Raw genomic sequence first — 22,689 nt, 5'->3', positions numbered from 1 at the left:
GCTCGCCATGGATGGTTCCGCGACGGGAGATGTCGCGTTCCGTCCCGTCGATGGCGTCGCGCGGCAACGATGTCGTTCAGGTCGGTTGACGCGGGAGGCTACCGGAGCACATTGGCCGCAAGGCGTGCGATATGTCCGTTTCGGGGATGCGGGCGGGGTGAGCGGTCGAGATGTGCGCCCAATGGGCTGACTTGAGAGCCATTCGTCCAACAAAAACAGCTTTTTTCATCCACCTGTCAGCCACTCCGGCCACAAACAAACTGAGCGTCCAACACGGAAGAAAACCGCGCCCGCCCCGACAACCACCCTCAAGCCGCCGAACCCCGCCCCGACGCCCGCTGCGACAACACCTGAACCACCTGCGCCGACTCGTCATTCGGCACCGGCGCATCAAAAGCCCCATCCGCCGCCCGCAACACCTCAGCCAACAAAGCCATCTGTCCACGCGCCACCGCCACATGACGCACCAGACCCCACCGCAAAGACCACCCCGACAACCAGATGTGCACCTCACTGCCACCCCGCAACCCCGGCACCGCAGCCACCGAAACCGCCGGATGATCCACACCCACATGCTGACGGTTCACCTCACCGTCACCCTCCACCGGAACCCAGTCCGACACCGAGAACTGCGCCGCAGCCACATCCAACGCCCACGCCGGAGGCATCGACAGATCCACCCGCACACCCGTCGCCGCCGCCATCGTGCGCCGCGCCGCCCCCATATAAACCGCCAGGACGAGCACACCCGCCACCATCGACAACGCCACAGCCACCGTCAACGCCAGCCCCCACACAGTCATCTCGCTCCCCGATCGGTGGACCCACGACATCCCGGCCACCCGGCGGTGGCACAGTGCATGGCACTCCATTCGGTGCCCAGCGAACCGACTTGAGGCACAGCGCCCATCGCATAGCCGACGATCCCGGCCGGTGGACGCCCCGTGACCTACTCTGGACATATGGATGACGTCCGAGGCCTGACAATCGCCCTCAACGCGGGCGACTTCAACGAAGTCCTCGACTTCTACACCCACGTCTTCGGGCACGGCCCCGACACGGCGCCGCTCGACGACTTCCTCGAATGGCAGATCTCACCAGGAGCCTGGCTGCAGATCTCCACCGGGCACGACCGCCCCGGCGCCAACAATGCCCGGGTGCGCCTCGAAGTGCCCGACATCGACACCGCCGTCAAAAGACTCACCGACGTCGACGTCCCCGTCGGCGAAACCGTCATCATCCAGGACGTCGTCGGCTTCGCGAACTTCTCCGACAACTGGGGCAACGCCCTCGGCTTCTACCAGCTGCTCAGCCCCCGCGAAATCCTCAACCCCGCAGAACGCGCCCGCCGCGACGCCGCCCGCGCCGAAGAGATCGCCCGGGAGAAAAGCACCGAGGAAACCGCCAATCCCCCCGGCGAGAACCCCAACCTCCCGCCGCCCGGCGCCGGAGTACCCGGCCAGTCCTGACCCGCCCGGCAGAGCCCGGTCAGCGCACAGCACCCGCCCGCGGCAGCACCCGCCGAGGTCACCGCTCGTGCGGCGAACGCCCGCCACGACCGTCCGTCGACGAACCCCCCGAGGGCACCCGACGCACCGGCACCTCGGGGGACTCCAGGCCCAACCACGCCGCCACCGCATGCTTCCGACGCGACACCCGCGCCCGCACACCCCTCGCCGGATAGGTCTGCGCCACCGCCATGTCCTGCCACCGGCTCGTCGACGCCGACATCGCCAACCGGCCCGTCGGATCGTCCTCCACCTCCACCCACCGGCCGTCGGCATCCTCCACCAGGCGGACCCCGCCGTCCGTCTCATCGACTTCGTCGACACCCGGGTCGTCCCGGTGGAAGATCTCGTCGACGATCGCCCGATACGTCGAATCAGGCCGCGGGACGAAACGGATCCGATGCAAAGCCTGATCCTGCCCGGCGCTCTCCAGGACGAAATCACCGAAACCCAACAACCAACCCACCGGCGTACGGTGATAACTCATATCGGTGACCTTCGCCAAAGGCATCATCGCCACCCGCCGGACCACCACCCCGTAGATCAACAACAACCGACGATCAGTCGCCACGAACCACGTGCGATGACGATCCCAGGACAACCACAACGCCCGACCGACCACCGCGAACCACACCCACCACAACACATCCACCAGACGGCCCGGACGCGGATCCACCACCTCGAAAGCCAGCCACGCCACCACCAGAAAAGCCGCCACCGCGCTCAACCACGGCTCCACCAACACCACCCAGTGACGCCGGGTCGCCACCACACAGAGCTCGTCGTCGACCAGATATCGCGCCACCGTGCGAGGCGTGCCGTCAACCCCGCCGAACAGTGGCATATCTGCTCACCGCCTCCGTCTCCGCCTCCGTCACCTGCGCCGAAGAACCACACTCACCGGTTCAAAATGCGGTCGAAGAAAATCCCGATGTTCTGAAAAGCATTCGTGATGATCGCCGCCACCGACCGCACGATATCGGACGTCCTATCCGGCGAAGTGACGATCGCATAGATGACGAACGCCCAGAAGGCCCACATCAAGAACCGCTTGACCTGCGAAGGCATGCGTGATCTCCAAAGAACGACACTTTCGGACTCCACGGGCAGCCTAAAGGCTGATATCAGCACTTTCCGGGCACGACACCAGCAACGGGCCGAGCAACTACCGCCGCCGACACCGCCACGCCGCCCATAGCGTTGACCACTATGTAGATACGAAACATACTTAGTTGGGTGAACGACGACACCACCCGGAACACCTACCCCCCGACCTGGGTGCGAGCAACCCTCGAACTCGTCATCCTCGGACTCGTCGCCGACGAACCCCGACACGGATACGCCATCACCACCCGACTCGAAGAAGCCGGATTCGGCACCCTACGCGGCGGCTCCATCTACCCCGTCCTCGCCCGACTCGAAGACGCCGGACACATCACCGCCGACTGGATCGAACCCCGAACCGGCCCCGGCCGCAAGAACTACACCATCACCGAACTCGGCCGCACCCGCCTCACCCGCGACACCCACACCTGGCGACACTTCGCCGCCGACATCCTCCACCTCACCCAACCCCACCAACCACCCGACACCCACCCCCACCATCGGTAACCCCCAGGCCGGGACACCCCAGGAAGGACAGGACATGAACGACACCGACGAACTGCACCGACACTTCCACCCCCACGACCGGCCCTGGATGAACCACGCCAAGAAAACCCTCGAGAACCACCACGTCGCCCCCACCCACATCCGAAAAGCACTCCTCCACGCCGGACACACCTGCCGACACACCGGCCAGACCGCCGAAGACACCCACGGACCCGCCGAAGAATGGGCACAGAACCGCATCCACGACTGGCAGCAGGAAGGCCACGACGTCTGGACCACACCCCCAGAACTCACCCTGCGCTTCCGCATCCTCAGCGGACTCGGCGGCGCAACCGGAACCGCACTGGCACCCCTGCTCCGCCACATCATCAACCGCGACGACACCCCGACCGACATCACCGCGACAACACTCCTGGGACCACCCGCCGTCGCCATCGCCTTCATCGCCACAACCACCCTCTACCACCGGACGCTCCGCCGACACAGCGCACCCGCCGCGCTCGGCGCCGCCACCACCGCCATCATCCTGTTCATCGCAGGAGCACTCGCCGTCCGCACCACCCTCCAATGGCCCACCCTCTGGACAGCGAACTGGACCCACCACGCCGCCGCCACCGCCCTCTACGGACTCCTCACCCTCGCCGTCGCCCTCACCTGGCAGACACCGAACCCCACCCCGACCCCGCCCCACCCCGACCAGCCGACACCCCAAGACCAGGAGTGGCGCAAGGACCAGAACTGGCTCGACACCTTCGCCCAAAGCCTCCGCAGACAGAACCACCTCCCCGAAAAGAAAATCCGCGCCCACCTCGAAGAAACCCGCGCCCACACCGCCGCCAGCGGACGCACCCTCGTCGAAGAATTCGGACCACCCCGCGCCTACGCAGCCACCCTGCCCTCAGACCAGACCCGCCAAGCCGGACTCCGCCTGACCAGACACAGCCTCTACCTCGCCGCCTTCAGCACACCCGTCATCGTCCAACACCTGACCGACCGCCCCGACCTCCCCCTGCACCTCAAGATCGCCGCAACACTCGCCGCCCTGCTCTTCCTGTCATCCCTCGCCGCCTACCTCGGCACCCGCCAACAAAAACGGACGCCGCCCGGAAGAACCCCGAGCGACGCCCACTGAAAGAACCAGAACAGAAATCAGACCACGCCGTACAACCGGTCACCGGCATCACCCAGACCCGGAACGATGTACCCCTGCTCGTTGAGACCGTCATCGACCCCACCGACCACCAGATTCACCGACAACGGGCGGCCCTCGAAAACCGAACGGACATGCTCGATACCCTCCGGCGCCGCCAACAGACACACCGCCGTGATGTCCTCAGCCCCCAACTGCACCAAATACTCGATCGCCATCGCCAACGAATGACCCGTCGCCAACATCGGATCGACCACATAACACTGACGGCCGGTCAACGACTTCGGCAACCGGTTCGCATACGTGCTGACCTCCAAGGTCTCCTCGTCACGCACCATGCCGAGGAAACCCACCTCCGCACTCGGCAGCAGACGCACCATCCCTTCGAGCATGCCCAGCCCCGCCCGCAGGATCGGAATGATCACCGGCTTCGGGTTCGCCAACTTGATCCCCGTCGCCGAACACAACGGAGTCTCGATCGGCTTCGGTTCGACCCGCACATCGCGCGTCGCCTCATAGGCCAGAAGGGTCACCAACTCCTCCGCCAACCGGCGGAAAGTCGGCGAATCCGTCTGCTTGTCACGCAGATAGGTCAGCTTGTGATTGATCAAAGGGTGGTCGGCCACATGCACGCGCATACAGCAAACTTAACGTGTGACCTCAGCAGATCCGTCCCCGTCCGCGCGGCCACCGCATGCAACCGGCTACGACCGCCGCTACGACAACTGGATGCAGACCGCCCTCGACCTCGCCGAAAGAGCAGGTCAAGCCGGAGATGTGCCCATCGGCGCAGTCGTCGTCGACCCGGCAGGACAGATCATCGGAACCGGCGCCAACACCCGAGAGATCGACCACGACCCCACCGGGCACGCCGAGATCGTCGCCCTCCGCGAAGCCGCACGACACCGCCAGAGCTGGCGACTCGACGGATGCACCCTCGTCGTCACCCTCGAACCCTGCCCCATGTGCGCCGGAGCGATCTCCCTCGCACGCATCGACACCCTCGTCCTCGGCGCCTGGGACCCCAAAGCCGGTGCCTGCGGCTCCCTGTGGGACCTCGTCCGCGACCGGCACGCCCTGCACCGCGTCCACGTCGTCGGCGGGGTCCGCGCCGACGAATGCGGACAACTGCTCCTCGACTTCTTCGGCCGACGACGCTGAACGAGCCGCCGACGCAGAGCCGGCACCCGGATCGGGTGGGCGTCCGCCGGGCAGCTGGGTGTGGAAGTGCGGCCTGGACGCGGAGCGGGTGTGGAGGTGCGGCCTGGACGCGGAGCGGGCGTGGAGTGGATGTGGGGAGTGGATGTGGGGTGGATGCGAAGAGCGGATGCGGCAACGAGGCAGCGCGGATGTGTGGAGCGGAACGTGGAGCGGAAAAGCCGGACCGGATTTCCTGACGCGTTCCCGCTCTAGTAGTCTGGTCGACGGTGGCGTGTCCGAGCGGCCAAAGGAGCACGCCTCGAAAGCGTGTGTGGGGGCAACTCCACCGTGGGTTCAAATCCCACCGCCACCGCCCAGGATGTCCTCGGACATCATCGAGAAGCCCGGTCCCTCAGCAGGGGCCGGGCTTCTCGATTTCTCACGATGACGACGGACGACCACGCGACGTCCTGGCAGCGACGACCGCCCACTGCGTCTACAAGCGGCCCACTCTGCCGCCGCCGCGTCGCAGCATCAGACCGACCTCAGGCGTAGAACTGCAGAACGCCCAGCGCACAGACGATCGGGATCGCCCCCCACACACAAGCCTGAGCCGCCGTACCCCACAACTGCACCGCCTGATCCGTCGCCGGACCGGGATCCCCGACCAACCGGTGCACCACGAGATGGTACTTACGGAAAGCAGCCGCCACGACGGCCAAGATCGCCATCGAACCAGGCCACGCCGGGTTCTGGCACAACAAGGACACCACCGTGACCAGGCCCAACCCGAAAGCCAACGCCAGATACCTTTCGTAGCGACGGTATTCCTCGTACACCGCAGCGAGCACGATCGGGCTCTGCGAATTCACATCCATGGAAAAGTCCTTGTCGTCGTCCCGGCCAGACCGACGTCTCCCGAGAAAAGGCTGAGAAAAGATCGACGAGGAGTTCACCCGTCGTGCTGCACACCCGAATCGGCACCAACCGTCCAGATCTGACCCGACCGGCTCCACTCCCTCCATCCCCGCAGCTGGCGGCACCACCCGGAGCGGACGACCGATGCGCAACGACCCCTCGACACCCCCACAGCGACAACCGAGCGCACCCCCCGCAGCCCCACCCAGGCCGGCCACCCCACCTTCGCCAGCCACCCGGCCGTCGCGCCCCGGCCCCGACTGCCAGCACCTTTCCTCCGCTGGCCGCCTGGAAGAACACGATCTGGAGTCGAGGAAAGGTGCTGCCAGTCGGCTCGAAGACGCCAGCACATCGGGGGGAGGGGAGAGGGGAGGGGGGAGGGGAGAGAGGGTGACAGAGAAGAGCAGACAGAAACTGGGCGAGCGTGGAAGCCTCCAGGGCGTGCACCGAGTGACGGCTCAGATCGGGCGGATCGGCTCCACCGGGCCCACCCCAGGCGTGCCACCACCCCGGCCACGACGACGCAGCCGAGGACACGACGACGTGTAATGACCGACCTGCAGACAATGCCCACACCTGGGCAGCCACTGCGGCGGAGGCGGCGGCAACGGCTTGCGCACCGGACGGCTGAACGAACCCGACCCCGGCTCCGGAGCAGGCGGCGCCGGAGCCTGCACCAGATCGTCGAAATACTGCGGCACCCCCAAGGAGACCGCAGCCGCCCGCAGATGGCGCACCTGATCCTGCGACAGCTCCCCACGGGCAAAAGCCGTGGAACGCATCGACTCCAACAGACGCACCGCCACCGCATGCAACTGCGACGACGTGAACCCCGCCCGCACCGCCGAACCCGTCAACTCGCGCACCTCTTCGGCGACGATGCGACCCGTCGGCAGGATCGCCGTCAACCCGTCGACATAGGCCGCCAGCCGGGCATCATGGGTCTCCGCGGCACTCATCGGCAAGGCCACCATCAACTCGGCCAGCCACCCCGTCGGGACCGCCCCGACCTGAGCCGCCGGCCGGACGACCCCCGGCACCGCCCGACGGTGCCTCCCCGAGGAGACCGGCGTCGGCCCCACCGGAAACACCAGATCAGTGCCGAACGAAGCCCACAACCGGGGCAACACCGCAGCCAACAGGCGCACATCTTCCACCGCCGACGAGGGCACGGACCGCCCCCGACCGGCCAACCGCGCCACCGCAGCCCACCGCCCGCTCGCCGCCCCCGACACCGCAGCCCACCGGCCCACGTCCACCGCCGGAACCGGCGCGGTCAACACACCCGCCCGCAACAACTCCGCAGCCAGGAAAGCCTCCACCAGCTCCGCGCCCAGCGCCACCGCCACCCGACCCTCCAACCGGGAGAGCACCTCCGGAGCGATCTGCGCGAACGACGGCGCACCCTGCAGGACGCCCGGCCACAGGCCGTGCACAGCCGCGCCGGACACCTCGGCGCGTTGCGGATCGACCAAGGAGGACCACACCTCCTGCACCCGGCCGGACCGGTCACAATGCGCCACGGCCACCTCGATCACCCGCTCCCGGGCAGCGGAGAAACCCGTGGTCATCACCTGGATGCACGCGAAATCCCCGAGATGCACGTATCCCTCGCCACCCCCGGACAGCGAACCGAAGGCGAACAGCGGCGACCGTGGTGACAGCGGCGCAGGGGCTGGACGGCGGGGCGGGCCAGCGGCGGCCCCATCCCTCGGGTCAGCTCCGTCCCCCGGCGCAGCTCCGTCCTCCGGCGCGGACGACCCGCGATCCCCGCCACGCCCCCCGCCCGCCTCAGGTCCGCCCGCCTGCGGACCGCGTCCTCGACCGCCACGATGCGCACCACCCCGCGGATCCGAAGAGGACGACGAAGACGACGAAGACGACGAACCGGTCAACGCGGCAGGCGCCCGTCCAGCAGGTAACGCCCCGACCGGGCCCCTCACCGCACCCGGTGCACCCCCAGGAGCCCCCCGAGCTCCCGAGATCCCCGGAGACCCACGCCCCGAACCGCTCTCGTCGGGCCCGTCCGCGCCCTGACCTGAACCCGGACCTGCACCCGACGACGCCCGACGCGACGGCTTCCCACCCGACCGACGAGGCCAGAAGGCCCACGCCGTCGCCACCACGGTCGCCGCCAGCAGAACCCAGGTCAACGCGCCGTCCATGGTCCTCCACCGGGTCGACTGTCCCGCAGCCGGATCGCCCCGTCAGGGCGTGATCGAAGCCACGGATTCCTCTCGTCTCATCGCCCGGGGACAGCCAGGTCTGAGCCGGCAGGCAGAGTCGACCGGGAACGGGCCGTCCACACCGTCACCGCGAGCAGCACCAGCGAACTCACCGGACGGACGTACGGCGCGGCAGCCATGACCTGAGGGATCCACCGCATCGTCCAGTAGACGACCGGCACCGTCCACACCGCCAACCCGGCCACCGCACACCCGGGAAGCAACCACCAACGGGGGCCACGGTCGAAGACCCCGATCACGAACAGGCCGACCCAGGCGAACACCACGGGCAACGCATGGTGCGACCAGCCGATCGGCAAGGCGAAGAGCATCGTCACCCCGACAGCGCCGACGACCTCCACCGGCCCCGGACGATGCCTGCGCACCGCGAGGAACCAGCCCACGGCCAGAACCACCGCGGTGAACAAACCGACCTTCGTCGCCACCGGGGCAGGCACACCCCACCGGGCGAAGACCCCGGCCAGGGATTCGTTGGTGGCCAGGTCGACCCGCCCGACCCGGGAAGAATCCCACACCAATGTCCCGAAGTACTCCCAGGACGAAGCCGGAGCGATCAACACCCCCAGCCCGGTCAGGACGACCCCGGTGACCACGGCCGGGACGATCCGCGGACGCAGATGCGCGAAAGCCAGATAGGCAGCGAGATTCGCACCAGGAGTGAGCTTGGCCGCCGCACCCAGACCCGTCCACGCACCCCGCCGGGCCTGGACACCCACCAGACCGGCCACCGTGGCGACCCCCACGAAAGGGCTCACCTGCCCGAGCCACAACGACCTGGTCACCGGTTCCGACGCGAGCACCAGGGCCACGACGACGACCCCGGTGAACCCCGCCGGAGCCGACATGCGGAACTCCCGCGTCGAAACCGACGCGCGGACCTCCCGCGCCCACAGCCACGCCGTCGGCACCGTGGCCGCGACGATCAACAGATTCCAGAAGACCCAGGCCGTCGTCGGAGGCAAGGACACGAAGGGGAGGAAGAACACGATCGCCACCGGCGGATAGGTGAACCCCATCCCCGTGTCGGTGCGATAGGAGTAGAGCGATCCCGTGTCCAGGAAGGACCGGGCGACATTCAGATAGATGTCCAGGTCGTAATGCAGCATCCACCGCTCGGTGGTGGTCAACGCGCGCGCGGCGAGCAGGAGCAGTGCCGCGGTGGCCAGGAGGACGAGGACTCGCCGGCCCCGGGAGATTTCCATGGACGATCGACCTCCTGCCCTTGCGGCCGGGCCGGTGTCGACCGGGCCGCCCGGAAAATGGCGACGGTGCACGGGCGGGGGCAGCGTGGAGGCTCTGTCCCCCACAGAGAGCGTACGGGAAACTCCTTGCAGTGCAGGGGAGGACGCGAAAGCGGGCCGAGGGGAGATATCCCTCGACCCGCTTCGCTGATCAGCGTCGAATCACATCAGCCGCATCGTCACGGCAGGTAGTACGTGGGGTTCGGCAGCTTGATCGGCATGCCGTGGCCCCCGATCAGGTCGCTGTACTGGTCGCCGAAGTTCGCGACGATCTGGTAGTTGCCACCTGCGGCCGACTCCAGCCAGGCCCGGGTCGAGGACTTGAACTCGACCGTCGTGCACTTGTCCTTGGCGCACTTGACGTAGTCGGGCTTGGCCGCGCCCTTGTTCCACTTCGTCATGTACGCATTCGGAGCGAACTCGGGGAAGCCCAGCTTGCGCAGGTTCGCCACCGAGGCCGCGGCCTGGTCGTTGGTGCGTCCGGTGACGCCCAGGATCTCGCATCCGGAGGCCTTCACCTTGCGGACCAGGTCGAGCATGCCCGGCGTGGCCGGGTAGCGGCCCTGCTTCACCCACTTGTCCTGCAGTTTGGGGTCGAAGGTGAAGCGCATGGCGCCATCCTGCATGTCATAGGTCATGAGGGTGGTGTCATCGGTGTCCAGGACCACGGCCGGTTTCCGACCCTGGGCCTTCTCGCTGGAGCAGGCCTGGGTGATCTGCTGGGTCCACTGCGCGGTGAGCCCGGCCATCTCCGTGCGGTACGGCGAGGTGGTCGGGTTCGCGATGCCCTTCTCGTCGGCGCCGTAGTAGGTGCGGATCGTCTTGCGGACGACGTCGATATTCGGGATGGCTTCGCCGCCGACGACCTTGCCGCTGCTGCCGTCGGGGCGCATCACGAAGTTCGTCCGCGGGCGCAGGTTGGGTTGCGGCATTCCCGGCAGGTCGGCCGAGGGCAGGTAGTAGGTCGGGTTCGGCAGTTTGATCAGCGCGTCGGCCGAACCGCCCTGCAGGTCGGACCACTGGTCACCGATGGACAGCGCGACCCGGTAGCCCTGCGATTCGAAGTGCTTGCGGGTGCCGGCCTTGTATTCGACGGTGGTGCACTTGGCCTGCGCGCAGGACACGTACGCCGGTTTGGCGTTCCCCTTCCACTTGGTGAACAGGGTGTCCCGGGTGAATCCGGGGTAGCCGGCCTTGGCCAGGTTGGTCAGGGTGGCGGCTTTCTGACCGTCGGTGCGCCCGGTCAGTCCGATCACCGTGAACCCGGCTTTGCGGGCTTGGGCGATGAAGTCGACCATGCCGGGGACGGCGGGCATGTCGGCCTGCTGCACGCCTTTGTCCCAGGTCTTGGGGTCGTAGTGGAATCCGGTGCCGGCGTCGACCAGGTCGTAGGTCGACAGCAGGGTGTCGTCGATGTCGACGAAGATGGCCGGTTTGTGCCCTTGTGCTGCGGCCTGCTTGTAGCGGGCGGGCAGGGTGGCGGCCTCTTTCGCCAGGAGTTGCTTGACCTCCTGGATGTAGGGCGAGTTCTTCTTGTCGGAGATGCCCTTGTCGGTGGCGCCGTAGTAGGCGCGGATCGTCTTTTTGGTGACGTCCGCATTCGGCAGTGTCTCGCCGCGCGGTTGTTTCCCGGCGGAGCCGTCCGCGGGGAGGGTGAAGCGTTGCTGCGGGCCGAGGGAGCCCTCGGCGGCCGGTGCGGGGGTGTGCCGTCCTTCTTGGGTGCCGCGCACCTGGGAGACCGGTGCGGTGATGCCGTTGCCGGGGCGGACCGGGGCCTGGCCGGGGGCCTGCGGCGGCGCGGGGCGGACCGGCGTTTGTTGTGCGGGTGTCTGTTGGACGGGCTGTTGGGGGATGGGGGCCTGGACGGGGGCCTGGAAGGTCGGGTGCTGGGCGGCTCCGGGGTGGAGCGGTGCCTGTTGGCTGGGCTGTTGTGAGACGTCTAGACGCTGGTCCGTCACGGCGGCGTGCAGGGGCACGGTCGTCCCCAGGGCTGTGAGCGGAAGCATCAGCGCGAGAACCAGACTGCGTGAACGCGCAGAGGTCATAAGGGTCCTCCGAGAGAGCTGATCTGCTGTAACCCAGCCACTATCTGCCCCCGTGGTCGTTCTTGTGGTCCGAATAGCGGATCTGTGAGGAAAAGTTCAGCCTTCCGTGACCACTTCGGTGGCGTGTCGCGATGTGATCGTGACCACCAGGACGTACGACCGCTTGTTCGGGAAAGGGCTGGTGAACGTCTCCTCGCTTTTGCTGGAATGCTTTTCTGTGGGCTTCTTACCGGGCGTTATTGCGCAACGCTTCGTGTTCTGAGGCGTTCGTCCACTGGTTAGCCTTTAATGCGGCGGAATGCTCATCGGTAAATGTCGGTCGTACGTTCATGAAACCGATAGGTCTGCGCTGAGGGCGCATTGGCATCTCCGCCTCGTCGAGGGTGACAAGAAGCGTGAATTGTTTCATCACAGGTCGGGGGAGAAATGCAAGGAGACCGATATGAACGTTCGCCATCGCCTCGTGATGGTGGGTGTCCCCCTACTCGTCGGCAGCCTGGCCGTCAGTGCCCCTTCCCTGAGCCAGGCCAAAGAATCCCAGGCCACAGAGGTTGTGACGAGTGCTGGAGAGAGCGGGTCGGGGGCGCGGGCGCTGGCTCGTACTGTCGAGGCCCTGGCCGAGAGACAAGGAAGTGACCGGGCTGATGCGGCGCAACGTATCACCGCAGAAGGTCGATTCTCCGCCCAGGTGGAGAACCTGAGGAAAAACTATCCAGAATTTTTCGCCGACGCCCGACAGGGGGAGGGGGGCGAAACGGGCTCCATCGCTTTCAAGAAGACCCTCGACCCGGCCTCGAAGAAAACGATTTCCGATATCGGAAAACATGCCGGAATCAAGATCTCCTTCGATCGGAGATTCTCCGAGAAAGAGCTGTCCCGCCGGCAGGACTCCATCGCGGCGACCCTGACCCGACACGGCGTGCAGACCTTCACCGTCGGCGCCGACTCCGACACCCAGGAGATCCGCGTCAGGTCAGCCGCCCCCACCGAACACATCCTGAACTCCTGGCGCCGCACAGCCGGGAGCGCGGCCACCGACCTGCCCACGGTGCACACCGTCACCGACCCGAACTTCCGGCTCCGCAAGAACGTCGAGGTCATCGGCGGCGCCGACCTGCAGGCCTACAATGCGCCCTCCGTCGCAGCCTGTACCGCAGCCTTCGTGGTCAGCCCCACCAGCGGCGGCAAAGGACTGCTCACGGCAGGACACTGCAGCGACTGGCTGCGCTATGGCACCTACCCCTGGCTCTCCCAGGGATGGGGCGGACGCGATCACGTCGGTGACCTGCAATATCACACGGTCCTCGGGCGATCCACCGCCCCGTGGTTCGTCTACGAACGCGGCTCCTATCTCACCGTGCGCGGCGTGCGCTGGCCCTGGGTCGGCCAGACCGTGAACCGTTACGGCCGGGCCAGTGAGAACTGGGCCGACACCGTCGTCCGCACCGGGATGCGGGTGCGCTATTCCAACACCGAGTACTACGACAACATGGCCGCCTACAGCCCCTGCTTCAGCAACGGCGGCGACAGCGGCGGCCCCGTGTGGACCCCGGTCGCCAACGGCAGCGGCGGCTACGCCGTCGGCATCCATCACGGGGTCGGCACCGGCGACGACGGCAGCGACGAATGCCTCTTCACCCCGGCTGCGATCGTCAACAGCGCCTGGAACGGCGGACTGAATATCGATTACGTGCCCTGAAAGGCGGCCTCGCCACCGAATCGGGCAGAGCGCCTCTGTCTAGAGTGAACTCATGGAATTCACCGTCGACACCGAATCCGCCGGACTGTGCCGGTTCATCGATGCGAGCCCCTCGCCCTTCCATGCCGTCGACACGGTGCGTTCCCTGCTCGTCGACGCCGGATTCGTCGCCCTCGACGAAAGCGGACGCTGGCCGGACGCCCCCGGGAACTACCTGGCCGTCCGCGAAGGAAGCCTGATCGCCTGGAGCACCGCGCACCTGGACGCCGCCGACGGCACACAAGGGCATGTCCCCTTCCGTGTCGTCGGTGGCCACACGGACTCACCGAACCTCCGGATCGCCCCGCGCCCGGACCTGTCCCGTCTGGGCTGGGACCAACTGGGCGTGGAGGTCTACGGCGGCCCGCTGCTCAACTCCTGGCTCGACCGTGACCTCGGGCTGTCCGGCCGTCTGCTCGTCCGGGACACCACCACCGACCGGGGAGTGCGCGACCTGCTCTGGCGCACCGACGAACCCATGCTGCGCGTGCCCCAACTGGCGATCCATCTCGACCGTGGAGCCACCAGTGACGGGCTCGTGCTCAACCCCCAGTACCACCTGACCCCGGTGTGGGGGGCCACCGGTGAGGCGCCGTCCTTCCACCAGTGGCTCGCTGAACAGGCGCAGGTCGAGGCGGACGACCTCCTCGGCTGGGATGTGATGACCCACGACCTGACCCCCTCCCGTCGGATCGGCCGCACCGGCGACCTGATCGCCGCGCCCCGGATCGACAACCTCGGCAGCTGTTACGCCGGGACCCGGGCGTTGATCGACACCGTCGAACGGATCGCCGCCGGCCGGACCGGTGCCACCGCGGGACGCCCCTACGTCCCGGTCCTCGTCCTCTTCGACCACGAGGAGATCGGCTCGGTCACCAACCGTGGCGGCGACAGCCAGTTCCTGCCCGCGCTGCTCGAACGGATCACCCTCACCCTGGGCGGTGACCGGCAGGATTTCCTGCGCGCCCTGTCGGGCAGCGTGATCTGCTCGGCCGACATGGCCCACGCCGTCCACCCCAATTACGCCGACCGCAGCGAACCGCAACATCAACTGTGGGTGGGACAAGGCCCTGCGGTGAAGATCAACGCCAGAGGGCGCTATGCCACCGACGCCGCCGGAGTCGCCTGTCTGAGGTTGGCCGCCGAGCAGGCCGAGGTGCGGTTGCAGAGTTTCATCAGCCGCAAGGACATGCCCTGTGGGTCGACGATCGGACCGGTCAGCGCGTCGTTGACCGGCGCCGTCACCGTCGACGTCGGCACCCCCATGTTGTCGATGCATTCTGCCCGCGAACTCGTGGGAGCCGCAGATATCACCGATTATGTCTCATTGCTGGCCGCATTCATGGCGCCACATTCTTTTTCTGTCTGAATATCCCGAAATGACCTTTTTATGCTTGGTCGACGGCGAGTGCCGGGTGCCGGAAGATTTTTCAGCGGGTCGCTCCTGACCTGACAATGAAAAATAGGTAACATGACAGCACTGTCGATCATTTCTTCCCAGCGGAGAAAAGCAGGATAAGCCGGTGAGAATCCGGCCCTGGCGCGCAACGGTAAACCCTGCACATTCGGGGAAAAGGCCGAACACCTGACGGCAGGCTGCGGCATCACCACCGCAGGAATGCCATGGCGGCCTCGCGCACAGGTCGGAGGAGCGGGGCCTCCCGAGAGGAGACGACAACCTTGACGACCCCTGCCCCACCCGCACTCGGAGGCCGGTTCTTCCGGCTCTGGGCCTCGTCCACCAGCGCAGGCATCACCACCTGGGCGCTGCCCTTCGTCCTCGGACTCGGCGTCGCGAACCAGTCCTGGAGCGCAGCCGTACTCGGCGTGCTGCTCGGCGCACGCACCCTCGGCTTCATCATCGGTGTCCCCTTCGGCGGGGTCCTCGCCGACCGGGGTGACCGTTGCACCGTCGTCCGGGTCGCCGGGATCCTGGCCGCCGTGAGCACCGCCGTCCTCGGGTTGAGCCTGCCCGACGCCGGGTGGATCGGCGTCATCGCCGCCCTGTTCGTCGGCGTCGGACAAGGCGCAGGACGTCCTGCCTACCAGGCGATGGTGCAGGACGAGGTCCACCCCGACGCCCGCCAACGCGCCAATGCCGCCATGACCATCTCCGTGCGGGTCGCCGTCCTCGTGGGGCCCGCCGCGGCCGCACTGGCCTCTCAGGTCATCTCCGACGTGGTGCTCGTCCACCTCAGCGGCCTGCTCTGGCTGCTCGCCGCTGTCCTGCCCGCCTCGACGAAGAAGACCGTCTCCGTCGAGGCCGTTCCTGCGGTCGTGCCCGCGGCCGGGAGCGAAACTTCGGGCCAGGCCGAATCCGAGGAGAAGAAGGCCACGGCCACCCCGGAACCTGCGTCCCGTCGGACCGGCTCCCCCTTGGCGATCTTCGGCCACGACATCAAGGAAGGCGCCGAAGAAGCACTCCGACACCGATGGTTCACCTGCGGACTCGGCGCGCTCTCGGTGGTCATCATGCTCGGGTACTCCTCGACCAATGTCGCTCTCCCGCTGATCAGCCGGGACCGCTTCGACGGCTCCACAGTGTTGGCCGCCGGGGTGACCGCCTATACCGCCGGTGCCCTCGTCGGCGCACTGCTCATCGCCCGGTGGAAACCCCGCAACGCCGGCTGGTGGGCCATGGGCAGCCTCGCCGCCTACTCGCTGGTGCCCCTGTCCTTGGCCCTGTCGCCGTCCCCCCTGCTGATCGTGGCGAGCTATGTCGTCGCGGGCTTCTGCATCGAGATCTTCAACGTGCCGTGGTTCACCGCCGTCCAGCGGGAAGTGCCTCCGGGCAAGGTGGCGCGGGTGTCCTCACTGGACTTCCTGGTCTCCTACGGACTTTCCCCCTTGGGACTGGCGGCGCTGGCCCCGGCCATCGAACACTGGGGCAGCCAGCCGGTGCTCCTGTTCTGTGCGGCGGCCTGCCTGATCGCCCCGGTGGCGGTGATGCTGGAACCCAGCAGCCGCGAGTTCTCTTCACCGAAGGTCAAACAACCCGTCGGCTGACGGCTGCCGGCTGCCGGAAGGCCCGCCTCTTCTTTCCTGCACGGGACGAGAGGCGGGCCTTCACCTGTCAGGTCGCCGACATGCCGGACGCCCTCGCTCCGTCGACGGCGCCTGGACGTACCCCGGGAATGCACCACAAGACGGACCGAGGGCCTGTTCTGGTCACTGGAAGCTTCAACATTTGCGGCTTCCAGTGACCAGAACAGGCCCTCAGCGACGGAAGAAGCCCGCTCTCACCCGGCCGGAGCCAGATTCAGCTGCTCCCGGGCCACCCGCCGATGAGCGGCCCACCCGTCCACCGGCCGCAGCCGACGACACCACGGCAAGGTCAACTCGTGCCGGTGCCCGATCATCCGCGGCGACCAGTCGGACACCGGCGCCGCAGGCCTGGCGAACACCCGCTGGGTGTACCGATGCCCCGTATCCGGGGCGACGACCAGAGTGGTCACCCCCTCCGACCGGCCCAACGAACCCGCCGTCATGAACGCCGCCCCCGTGGAGAGACCCGCGAAGATCGCATGCCGCCGCATCAACTCGTGCGACCCGGAACAAGCCACCGCGAAGGACACCCAGTCGATCGTGTCGAACAGGTCGTCGTCGATATTCGCGAAGTCGATCGCACTACCGATCCCGGCGATCATCATGTCCGGATCGGCGACCTCCTCACTACCGAAGGAAACCGACCCGAACGGCTGCACCCCGTGCACCTGCACCCGCACGCCCAGATCACGCAACCCACGCGCCAACCCGGCCGACGAGGCACCCGAACCGACCGCGCTCACCAGACGCACCCGCGACCAGCCGTTCTCCGCGAAGTGCCGGGCCACCATCTGCCGGTAGCCCTCGTAATGGATGTGATCGTGATACTGCTGCATCCAGTGAGTGCCCGGATGAGTACGGATGTACTCGTGCACCCGGGCGACCCGCAGATTCTGGTCCAGAGCCAGATCGTCCCCGGAAGGCATCTGCTCACAGGTCGCACCCAAGAGCTCCAACTGCGCCAACAGCGACGAATCCGCCGCCGCCGAGGCGACGATATGACAACCCAGACCGAAACGGTGACAGGCCAGGGCCAACGCATAGGCGTAGATACCGCTGGAACTGTCGATCAACGTCGACCCCTCGTCGATCACCCCACGCGCCAGGAGATCCTCGACCGCCCACCCCGCCGACGCCACCTTCATCGACTCGAAACGCACCAGGAAACTCTCCTCGCCCAGATCGATCAACGCAGGACGGGAAAGCGCCTCGGAAATATGCCGGTCAACGTGCATGAAGTCCCTCCCAATGGACAGTGGTCACGCCCACGCGTGCCGTGATGGACTCTTCGACGAGCAGACGGTTCGGCGGGGCATCGGCGTCGAAGAGCATCCCGACGAGACTCCCGGTGTGGGCGCGGAAGATCCCCAATGCGCCGAGTTCTCCGGCGACCGCAGCAGCGTGGCCGACCGCCGGATTGGGCAGATGGTGTTGCGCGAGCAGTGCGCTCGCGGTGGTGGCTTCGCCGATCATGGCGAGATCACCGGCGTTGAGCCCGTGCGCCATCATCGCCAGGGAGTCCTGGTAACGGCGGCGATGAGCGGCATAGCAGGTCAGGAGCGCTTTCTCGGTGACCCCGCAGGTGCTCACCGCGTGGCCGTGGTGGAAGTAGCAGCAGATCAGGGCCGGGGTGGGGAAGGCGGTGACGGTGTGATGGGCGCCGGTCAGGTACAGCCGGGGGGTGGGGGCGAAGATCGGGTCGGAGCGTTCGATCCGGCTCATCACCCGTTCGTACAGCGCGGTGTCCTCGATGAGCCCGTGGTAGTCGGTGAGACACCGCAGGGTGGCGACGATATCGGCGGACGAGCTGGACATGCCGCGTCCTTCGGGGAGTTCGCTCCAGCACAGCCATTGTCCGCGGGGGACGGGCAGGCCGGTCTCCTCGGCGAAGAGTTCCGCAGCCTTACGTGATTTCCAGCCCAGGGGAATTCCACTGGAGTGATTGCCGGGCGGGGCGAAAGTCACCCGGCTGCGTCGTGATCCTGGGTAGGAGACGATTCCTACCCGCTCTTCGCCCTGATAGGAGACCGGGCCTTGCCACAGCTCGCCGATGGTGCCGCAGCATTCGCCTAAAAATATAACCCCCGGTGGATCGTTCAATATGGATAAGAGTGAGTCTATGTTTCGCATGATTCCTCCACCTGGAACGTAGAGCCGATAGGGGATGCATGCAAGGAACTCGCCGGCGTGTGGCACGGAAACTTAAGTTGATATTTGTACCATTAAAAATTGGATGGAGTGACGTGGGGAATAGGTTAAAAAGGACAATTAGGTATCAATGGGTGGGAAATGCAATCAGGCCCCCCCGAACCTGATCTCCTGGGGAGATCGTTCTTTCGGGGGGCCTGATCGAGGAGGGGTCAGGGTGCGAGAGTGAAGGAATTCACGGGAGTCATGCCATACATATGGCATTCGCCAGCGGGAATTGTTTTTGCGACGCCCCCGGTTCCGTTGAGGCCGAAGTGCAGGTTCACCCTGGCGCCTCCGGTCTGATTATTGCAGAAAATCCAATCACCATGTACGTCAGTCAAGTTGTAGCTGCCGTACTTGTAGAAGTTGTTGTAATTCCCGGAAGGATCTATCAGGCAAGCGTGGCCGCTAGGGCATTTCTCGAGCAATGGGTTGGAAGGCCGGGATGCCAGAGTGGCGGCTTCTATGGCCTGCGGAGCCATGCTCGGCGTGCTTGCCGAGGCGGGCGGTGTGGCCAAGAGTGATGCCGAGAGGGCCAAGGTTGTAGCCGCTACGGAGAAAACGGTGGAAGACATGGTCCAGCCTCCTTCTGAGGAAAGGTGAAGGCGCGCAAGGTGAGATGGAAAAATCCAGAGGGCGCGCTTCCGTACTGAGGAATTGTTGGGTGAGAGAAACGTTCCTCGCTGCGGACGCTAGTGCATGTATCTATCCGAACCGTGGAGATTTACGGCGTGTCCTCCGGTGAGTCCCCTTAGAAAATATTGAACCGTCAATAATGATGGCCCCCATCATTGCCGACGCTCTTGGTCGACGTGCGTCTTCAGAGGGTGAGCCCCCGTCGAGGGGGGCGCCCCGCGCGGGGCCTGGGTGGAGCCGGCGCCGCGAAACCATCGCTTCCTCAGGTGAGGCTTGCCACAGTTTCCCCCGAAATGAGGGGATCTCTACGGAGCCAAGACCCCCATGCCGCAAGGGTTTCGGCGCGAACCTGGGACCTAGGCCCTGCGATGTGGACATGCCAAAGGTCCTAGGCTGTCGTCCGACCCCGTTCACTGGCGCACAGGGAAGGTACCGGGAAAGTACTCATGAGCAAGTTCGTGTACGGCCTCTCCGAGGGCAACAAAGACATGAAGGACCTGTTGGGCGGAAAAGGTGCAAACCTTGCCGAAATGCACAACATGGGCCTGCCAGTCCCCCCCTCGTTCACCATCACCACCGAAGCCTGCAAGGCCTATCTCGCCCAAGGCAGCGAGCCCGAAGAACTCTCCGCGCAGATCGACGAATACGTCGCCCAGATCGAAGCGGAGAACGGCAAGAAACTCGGCGACCCGAACGATCCCCTCCTCGTCTCGGTCCGCTCCGGTGCCAAATTCTCCATGCCCGGCATGATGGAGACCGTCCTCAACATCGGGCTCAACGACGAGTCCGTCAACGGCCTCGCCACCGTCACCGGCAACGACCGCTTCGCCTGGGACTCCTACCGCCGACTTCTCCAGATGTTCGGCAAGACCGTCCTCGACATCGACGGCGAGAAGTTCGAAGACGTCATGGACGAGACCAAGGACGCCAAGGGCACCAAGTCCGACCTCGACCTCGACGCGAGCGACCTCCAGAAGATCGTCGACCGCTTCAAGGCGATCATCAAGGAAGAGACCGGCAAGGACTTCCCGCAGGAGTCCAAGGAACAACTGCTCGAAGCGATGCGCGCAGTCTTCCGCTCCTGGAACTCCGAACGCGCCGTGCTCTACCGCCGGCAGGAACGCATCCCCGCCGACCTCGGCACCGCCGTCAACGTCTGCTCCATGGTCTTCGGCAACCTCGGCATGGAATCCGGCACCGGCGTCGCCTTCACCCGCGACCCCGCCAGCGGCCAGCAGGGCGTCTACGGCGACTACCTCCAGAACGCCCAGGGCGAGGACGTCGTCGCCGGCATCCGCAACACCATGTCCCTCGCCGACATGGAACGCGTCGACAAAGCCGCCTACGACCAGCTGATGGACATCATGTCCACCCTCGAAGCGCACTACAAAGACCTGTGCGACATCGAATTCACCGTCCAGAACAAGAAACTCTGGATGCTGCAGACCCGCGTCGGCAAGCGCACCGCCGAAGCCGCCTTCAAGATCGCCTGCCAGCTCGTCGACGAAGGCAAGATCAGCGAAGGCGAAGCACTCCAGCGCGTCAACGGCGACCAGCTCGTCAACCTGATGTTCCCCAAGTTCGACGCCGCCGCGCCGAAGACCCGCATCGCCAAAGGCATGAACGCCTCACCCGGCGCCGCCGTCGGAGAGATCTGCTTCTCCAGCAATGCCGCCGTCGAAGCCGTCCAGGAAGGCAAGAAGGTCATCCTCGTCCGCCGGGAGACCAACCCCGACGACCTGACCGGGATGATCGCCGCCCAGGGCATCCTCACCAGCCGCGGTGGGAAGACCTCCCACGCCGCCGTCGTCGCCCGCGGCATGGGCAAGACCTGCGTCTGCGGTGCCGAAGAACTCGACATCGACGTCCGTGCCGGAACCATGACCCTCAAGGACGGCACCGTCCTGCGCGCCGGAGAGGTCGTCTCCATCGACGGCACCACCGGTGAGGTCTTCTCCGGTGAAGTCGCCGTCGTCGACCCGCCCGTCGTGAAGTACTTCGAAGGGCAGCTCAACGACGAGGAGATCGCCGCCGACGAACTCGTCAAAGCCGTCGACCGCATCATGCGCATCGCCGACGCCCAACGCCGCCTGCGCGTGCGTGCCAATGCCGACACCGGCGAGGACGCCGCCCGTGCACGCCGCTTCGGCGCCCAGGGCATCGGCCTGTGCCGTACCGAGCACATGTTCCTCGGCGACCGTCGTCAGCTCGTCGAAGACCTCATCCTCGCCGACGGCGCCGAAGGCAAGAAAACAGCCCTCGACGCCCTCGCCCCGCTCCAGAAGGGCGACTTCGTCGAGATCCTCGAGGCCATGGACGGACTGCCCGTCACCATCCGGCTCCTCGACCCGCCGCTGCACGAGTTCCTCCCCGCCCAGTCGGAGATGATCCACCTGGAGGCACGCGCGCAGGCACAGGGACTCGACCTCGCCGAGGACCAGCGCAAGATCATGGCCGCCGTGGAACGCATGCACGAGCAGAACCCGATGCTGGGTCTGCGCGGCGTACGACTGGGCCTGGTCATCCGCGGCCTGTTCGAGATGCAGGCCAAGGCGATCCTGGAAGCCGCTGCTGAGCGCCGCAAGGCCGGGGGCGACCCCCAACCGGAGATCATGATCCCGCTGGTCGGCGCAGTGCAGGAACTCGAGATCATGAAGGACGCCATCCGCCAGGTGGCCGCCGAGGTCTCCGAGGCCACCGGCGTCGACCTGCGCGACGTCCCGATCGGCACCATGATCGAGCTGCCGCGTGCGGCCATCACCGCCGGCGAGATCGCCGAAGCCGCGGAGTTCTTCTCCTTCGGCACCAACGACCTCACGCAGACCACGTGGGGCTTCAGCCGGGACGACGTCGAAGGCTCCTTCTTCAGCAACTACATCGAGCGAGGCATCTTCGGGGTCAGCCCCTTCGAGACCCTCGACCAGAGCGGCGTCGGCAAGCTCGTCGACCTGGCCGCTCGAGCCGGCCGGGACACCCGCCCCGACCTGCACCTCGGTGTGTGTGGCGAACACGGCGGAGACCCGCAGTCGATCCACTTCTTCAACACGGTGGGTCTGGACTACGTCTCGTGCAGCCCGTTCCGCGTCCCGGTGGCGCGTCTGGAGGCCGGGCGGGCCTCGGGCACCGCGGAGGGCAGCGACTTCCGCTGATCTGCTGATCGTGGGCCGCTCGTCGCCACGGGCCCGGACATCCGGTGAAGGATGTTCCGGCCCGGGGCGACG

The 22,689-nt window shown here is 66.4% G+C and carries 20 protein-coding genes and 1 tRNA gene; 10 read left to right on the top strand and 11 right to left on the bottom strand.

Annotation, left to right across the window (positions count from 1 at the left end; translation table 11 throughout):
• Nucleotides 1-308: 308 nt before the first annotated feature.
• Complete coding sequence (locus AUCHE_RS10445; RefSeq protein WP_006503271.1) at nt 309-803, bottom strand: hypothetical protein; 495 nt, start codon at nt 801-803, stop codon at nt 309-311.
• A gap of 159 nt (nt 804-962) precedes the next feature.
• Here AUCHE_RS10445 and AUCHE_RS10440 point away from each other — a divergent pair, with 159 nt between their 5' ends.
• Entirely contained in the window at nt 963-1,469 is a 507-nt protein-coding gene (locus AUCHE_RS10440; RefSeq protein WP_040322162.1) for a VOC family protein, read from the top strand.
• 58 nt (nt 1,470-1,527) lie between these two features.
• On the opposite strand, the gene AUCHE_RS15730 is transcribed toward AUCHE_RS10440, so the two are convergent.
• Together AUCHE_RS15730 and AUCHE_RS17105 are read right to left on the bottom strand one after the other, a co-directional pair.
• Entirely contained in the window at nt 1,528-2,352 is an 825-nt protein-coding gene (locus AUCHE_RS15730; protein WP_006503269.1) for a PH domain-containing protein, read from the bottom strand.
• Between the two features lie 53 nt (nt 2,353-2,405).
• Nucleotides 2,406-2,576 carry a hypothetical protein gene (locus AUCHE_RS17105; protein WP_169315973.1) on the bottom strand — a complete coding sequence of 57 codons (171 nt, stop codon included), beginning with the start codon at nt 2,574-2,576 and terminating at the stop codon, nt 2,406-2,408.
• A 168-nt stretch (nt 2,577-2,744) separates the two neighbouring features.
• Here AUCHE_RS17105 and AUCHE_RS10430 point away from each other — a divergent pair, with 168 nt between their 5' ends.
• Both AUCHE_RS10430 and AUCHE_RS10425 read left to right on the top strand, forming a co-directional pair.
• A complete protein-coding gene (locus tag AUCHE_RS10430) occupies nt 2,745-3,119 on the top strand; it encodes a PadR family transcriptional regulator (RefSeq protein WP_006503268.1) in 375 nt (124 codons plus the stop codon).
• A 34-nt stretch (nt 3,120-3,153) separates the two neighbouring features.
• Nucleotides 3,154-4,251 (top strand): hypothetical protein, encoded by a 1,098-nt coding sequence (locus AUCHE_RS10425; protein WP_006503267.1) that lies wholly within the window; start codon nt 3,154-3,156, stop codon nt 4,249-4,251.
• Nucleotides 4,252-4,268: 17 nt separating this feature from the next.
• On the opposite strand, the gene upp is transcribed toward AUCHE_RS10425, so the two are convergent.
• Nucleotides 4,269-4,907: a uracil phosphoribosyltransferase gene (upp, locus tag AUCHE_RS10420; RefSeq protein WP_006503266.1), complete on the bottom strand. Its 639-nt coding sequence runs from the start codon at nt 4,905-4,907 to the stop codon at nt 4,269-4,271.
• 91 nt (nt 4,908-4,998) lie between these two features.
• Between upp and AUCHE_RS10415 the strand changes: the two genes are divergently transcribed.
• Together AUCHE_RS10415 and AUCHE_RS10410 are read left to right on the top strand one after the other, a co-directional pair.
• Complete coding sequence (locus AUCHE_RS10415; RefSeq protein WP_006503265.1) at nt 4,999-5,430, top strand: nucleoside deaminase; 432 nt, start codon at nt 4,999-5,001, stop codon at nt 5,428-5,430.
• Nucleotides 5,431-5,695: 265 nt separating this feature from the next.
• A tRNA-Ser gene (locus AUCHE_RS10410) sits at nt 5,696-5,782 on the top strand.
• A 172-nt stretch (nt 5,783-5,954) separates the two neighbouring features.
• Here AUCHE_RS10410 and AUCHE_RS10405 read toward each other — a convergent pair.
• The 4 genes from AUCHE_RS10405 to AUCHE_RS10390 form a co-directional block, all read right to left on the bottom strand.
• A complete protein-coding gene (locus AUCHE_RS10405) occupies nt 5,955-6,287 on the bottom strand; it encodes a hypothetical protein (RefSeq protein ID WP_006503264.1) in 333 nt (110 codons plus the stop codon).
• A gap of 498 nt (nt 6,288-6,785) precedes the next feature.
• Complete coding sequence (locus tag AUCHE_RS17770) at nt 6,786-7,898, bottom strand: 3'-5' exonuclease (RefSeq protein ID WP_162137246.1); 1,113 nt, start codon at nt 7,896-7,898, stop codon at nt 6,786-6,788.
• Nucleotides 7,899-8,569: 671 nt separating this feature from the next.
• Nucleotides 8,570-9,775 carry a glycosyltransferase family 87 protein gene (locus AUCHE_RS10395; RefSeq protein WP_006503262.1) on the bottom strand — a complete coding sequence of 402 codons (1,206 nt, stop codon included), beginning with the start codon at nt 9,773-9,775 and terminating at the stop codon, nt 8,570-8,572.
• 218 nt (nt 9,776-9,993) lie between these two features.
• The gene (locus tag AUCHE_RS10390) at nt 9,994-11,820 is read right to left on the bottom strand and encodes an HAD family acid phosphatase (RefSeq protein ID WP_006503261.1); all 1,827 of its coding nucleotides are present in this window, start codon (nt 11,818-11,820) and stop codon (nt 9,994-9,996) included.
• 145 nt (nt 11,821-11,965) lie between these two features.
• Between AUCHE_RS10390 and AUCHE_RS16640 the strand changes: the two genes are divergently transcribed.
• From AUCHE_RS16640 to AUCHE_RS10375, 4 genes are all read left to right on the top strand, one after another.
• Nucleotides 11,966-12,121 (top strand): hypothetical protein, encoded by a 156-nt coding sequence (locus AUCHE_RS16640; RefSeq protein ID WP_155889050.1) that lies wholly within the window; start codon nt 11,966-11,968, stop codon nt 12,119-12,121.
• Nucleotides 12,122-12,301: 180 nt separating this feature from the next.
• Nucleotides 12,302-13,558 carry a S1 family peptidase gene (locus AUCHE_RS10385; protein WP_006503260.1) on the top strand — a complete coding sequence of 419 codons (1,257 nt, stop codon included), beginning with the start codon at nt 12,302-12,304 and terminating at the stop codon, nt 13,556-13,558.
• Between the two features lie 52 nt (nt 13,559-13,610).
• On the top strand, nt 13,611-14,966 hold the full coding sequence (locus tag AUCHE_RS10380) for a M18 family aminopeptidase (protein ID WP_006503259.1): 1,356 nt from the start codon (nt 13,611-13,613) through the stop codon (nt 14,964-14,966).
• Between the two features lie 311 nt (nt 14,967-15,277).
• A complete protein-coding gene (locus tag AUCHE_RS10375) occupies nt 15,278-16,603 on the top strand; it encodes an MFS transporter (RefSeq protein WP_006503258.1) in 1,326 nt (441 codons plus the stop codon).
• A gap of 233 nt (nt 16,604-16,836) precedes the next feature.
• Here the strand turns inward: AUCHE_RS10375 and AUCHE_RS10370 are convergent, their stop codons facing one another.
• From AUCHE_RS10370 to AUCHE_RS16260, 3 genes are all read right to left on the bottom strand, one after another.
• The gene (locus AUCHE_RS10370) at nt 16,837-17,877 is read right to left on the bottom strand and encodes a pyridoxal-phosphate dependent enzyme (RefSeq protein WP_006503257.1); all 1,041 of its coding nucleotides are present in this window, start codon (nt 17,875-17,877) and stop codon (nt 16,837-16,839) included.
• Nucleotides 17,867-18,742: a GHMP family kinase ATP-binding protein gene (locus tag AUCHE_RS15725; protein ID WP_162137245.1), complete on the bottom strand. Its 876-nt coding sequence runs from the start codon at nt 18,740-18,742 to the stop codon at nt 17,867-17,869. Before AUCHE_RS15725 ends, AUCHE_RS10370 begins: the two co-directional genes overlap by 11 nt.
• Nucleotides 18,743-19,002: 260 nt before the next feature.
• Complete coding sequence (locus AUCHE_RS16260) at nt 19,003-19,407, bottom strand: hypothetical protein (RefSeq protein ID WP_006503255.1); 405 nt, start codon at nt 19,405-19,407, stop codon at nt 19,003-19,005.
• Between the two features lie 507 nt (nt 19,408-19,914).
• On the opposite strand from AUCHE_RS16260, the gene ppdK reads away from it, so the two are divergent.
• Complete coding sequence (ppdK, locus tag AUCHE_RS10360) at nt 19,915-22,617, top strand: pyruvate, phosphate dikinase (RefSeq protein ID WP_006503254.1); 2,703 nt, start codon at nt 19,915-19,917, stop codon at nt 22,615-22,617.
• The last annotated feature ends 72 nt before the right edge of the window (nt 22,618-22,689 follow it).

Origin of the sequence: Austwickia chelonae NBRC 105200 (assembly GCF_000298175.1) — a bacterium.
GTDB classification, from domain to species: domain Bacteria; phylum Actinomycetota; class Actinomycetes; order Actinomycetales; family Dermatophilaceae; genus Austwickia; species Austwickia chelonae.
This window is presented reverse-complemented; position numbering and strand designations above follow the sequence as displayed.

Coding starts and splice junctions, on each gene's coding strand:
- AUCHE_RS10390 (WP_006503261.1), bottom strand. CDS start 11,820: ATGCTTCCGCTCACAGCCCTGGGGACGACCGTGCCCCTGCACGCCGCC.
- AUCHE_RS17105 (WP_169315973.1), bottom strand. CDS start 2,576: ATGCCTTCGCAGGTCAAGCGGTTCTTGATGTGGGCCTTCTGGGCGTTC.
- AUCHE_RS10445 (WP_006503271.1), bottom strand. CDS start 803: ATGACTGTGTGGGGGCTGGCGTTGACGGTGGCTGTGGCGTTGTCGATG.
- AUCHE_RS10415 (WP_006503265.1), top strand. CDS start 4,999: ATGCAGACCGCCCTCGACCTCGCCGAAAGAGCAGGTCAAGCCGGAGAT.
- AUCHE_RS16260 (WP_006503255.1), bottom strand. CDS start 19,407: ATGTCTTCCACCGTTTTCTCCGTAGCGGCTACAACCTTGGCCCTCTCG.
- AUCHE_RS10405 (WP_006503264.1), bottom strand. CDS start 6,287: ATGGATGTGAATTCGCAGAGCCCGATCGTGCTCGCTGCGGTGTACGAG.
- AUCHE_RS10370 (WP_006503257.1), bottom strand. CDS start 17,877: ATGCACGTTGACCGGCATATTTCCGAGGCGCTTTCCCGTCCTGCGTTG.
- AUCHE_RS10380 (WP_006503259.1), top strand. CDS start 13,611: ATGGAATTCACCGTCGACACCGAATCCGCCGGACTGTGCCGGTTCATC.
- AUCHE_RS10395 (WP_006503262.1), bottom strand. CDS start 9,775: ATGGAAATCTCCCGGGGCCGGCGAGTCCTCGTCCTCCTGGCCACCGCG.
- AUCHE_RS10425 (WP_006503267.1), top strand. CDS start 3,154: ATGAACGACACCGACGAACTGCACCGACACTTCCACCCCCACGACCGG.
- AUCHE_RS17770 (WP_162137246.1), bottom strand. CDS start 7,898: ATGACCACGGGTTTCTCCGCTGCCCGGGAGCGGGTGATCGAGGTGGCC.
- ppdK (WP_006503254.1), top strand. CDS start 19,915: ATGAGCAAGTTCGTGTACGGCCTCTCCGAGGGCAACAAAGACATGAAG.
- AUCHE_RS10440 (WP_040322162.1), top strand. CDS start 963: ATGGATGACGTCCGAGGCCTGACAATCGCCCTCAACGCGGGCGACTTC.
- upp (WP_006503266.1), bottom strand. CDS start 4,907: ATGCGCGTGCATGTGGCCGACCACCCTTTGATCAATCACAAGCTGACC.
- AUCHE_RS15730 (WP_006503269.1), bottom strand. CDS start 2,352: ATGCCACTGTTCGGCGGGGTTGACGGCACGCCTCGCACGGTGGCGCGA.
- AUCHE_RS10385 (WP_006503260.1), top strand. CDS start 12,302: ATGAACGTTCGCCATCGCCTCGTGATGGTGGGTGTCCCCCTACTCGTC.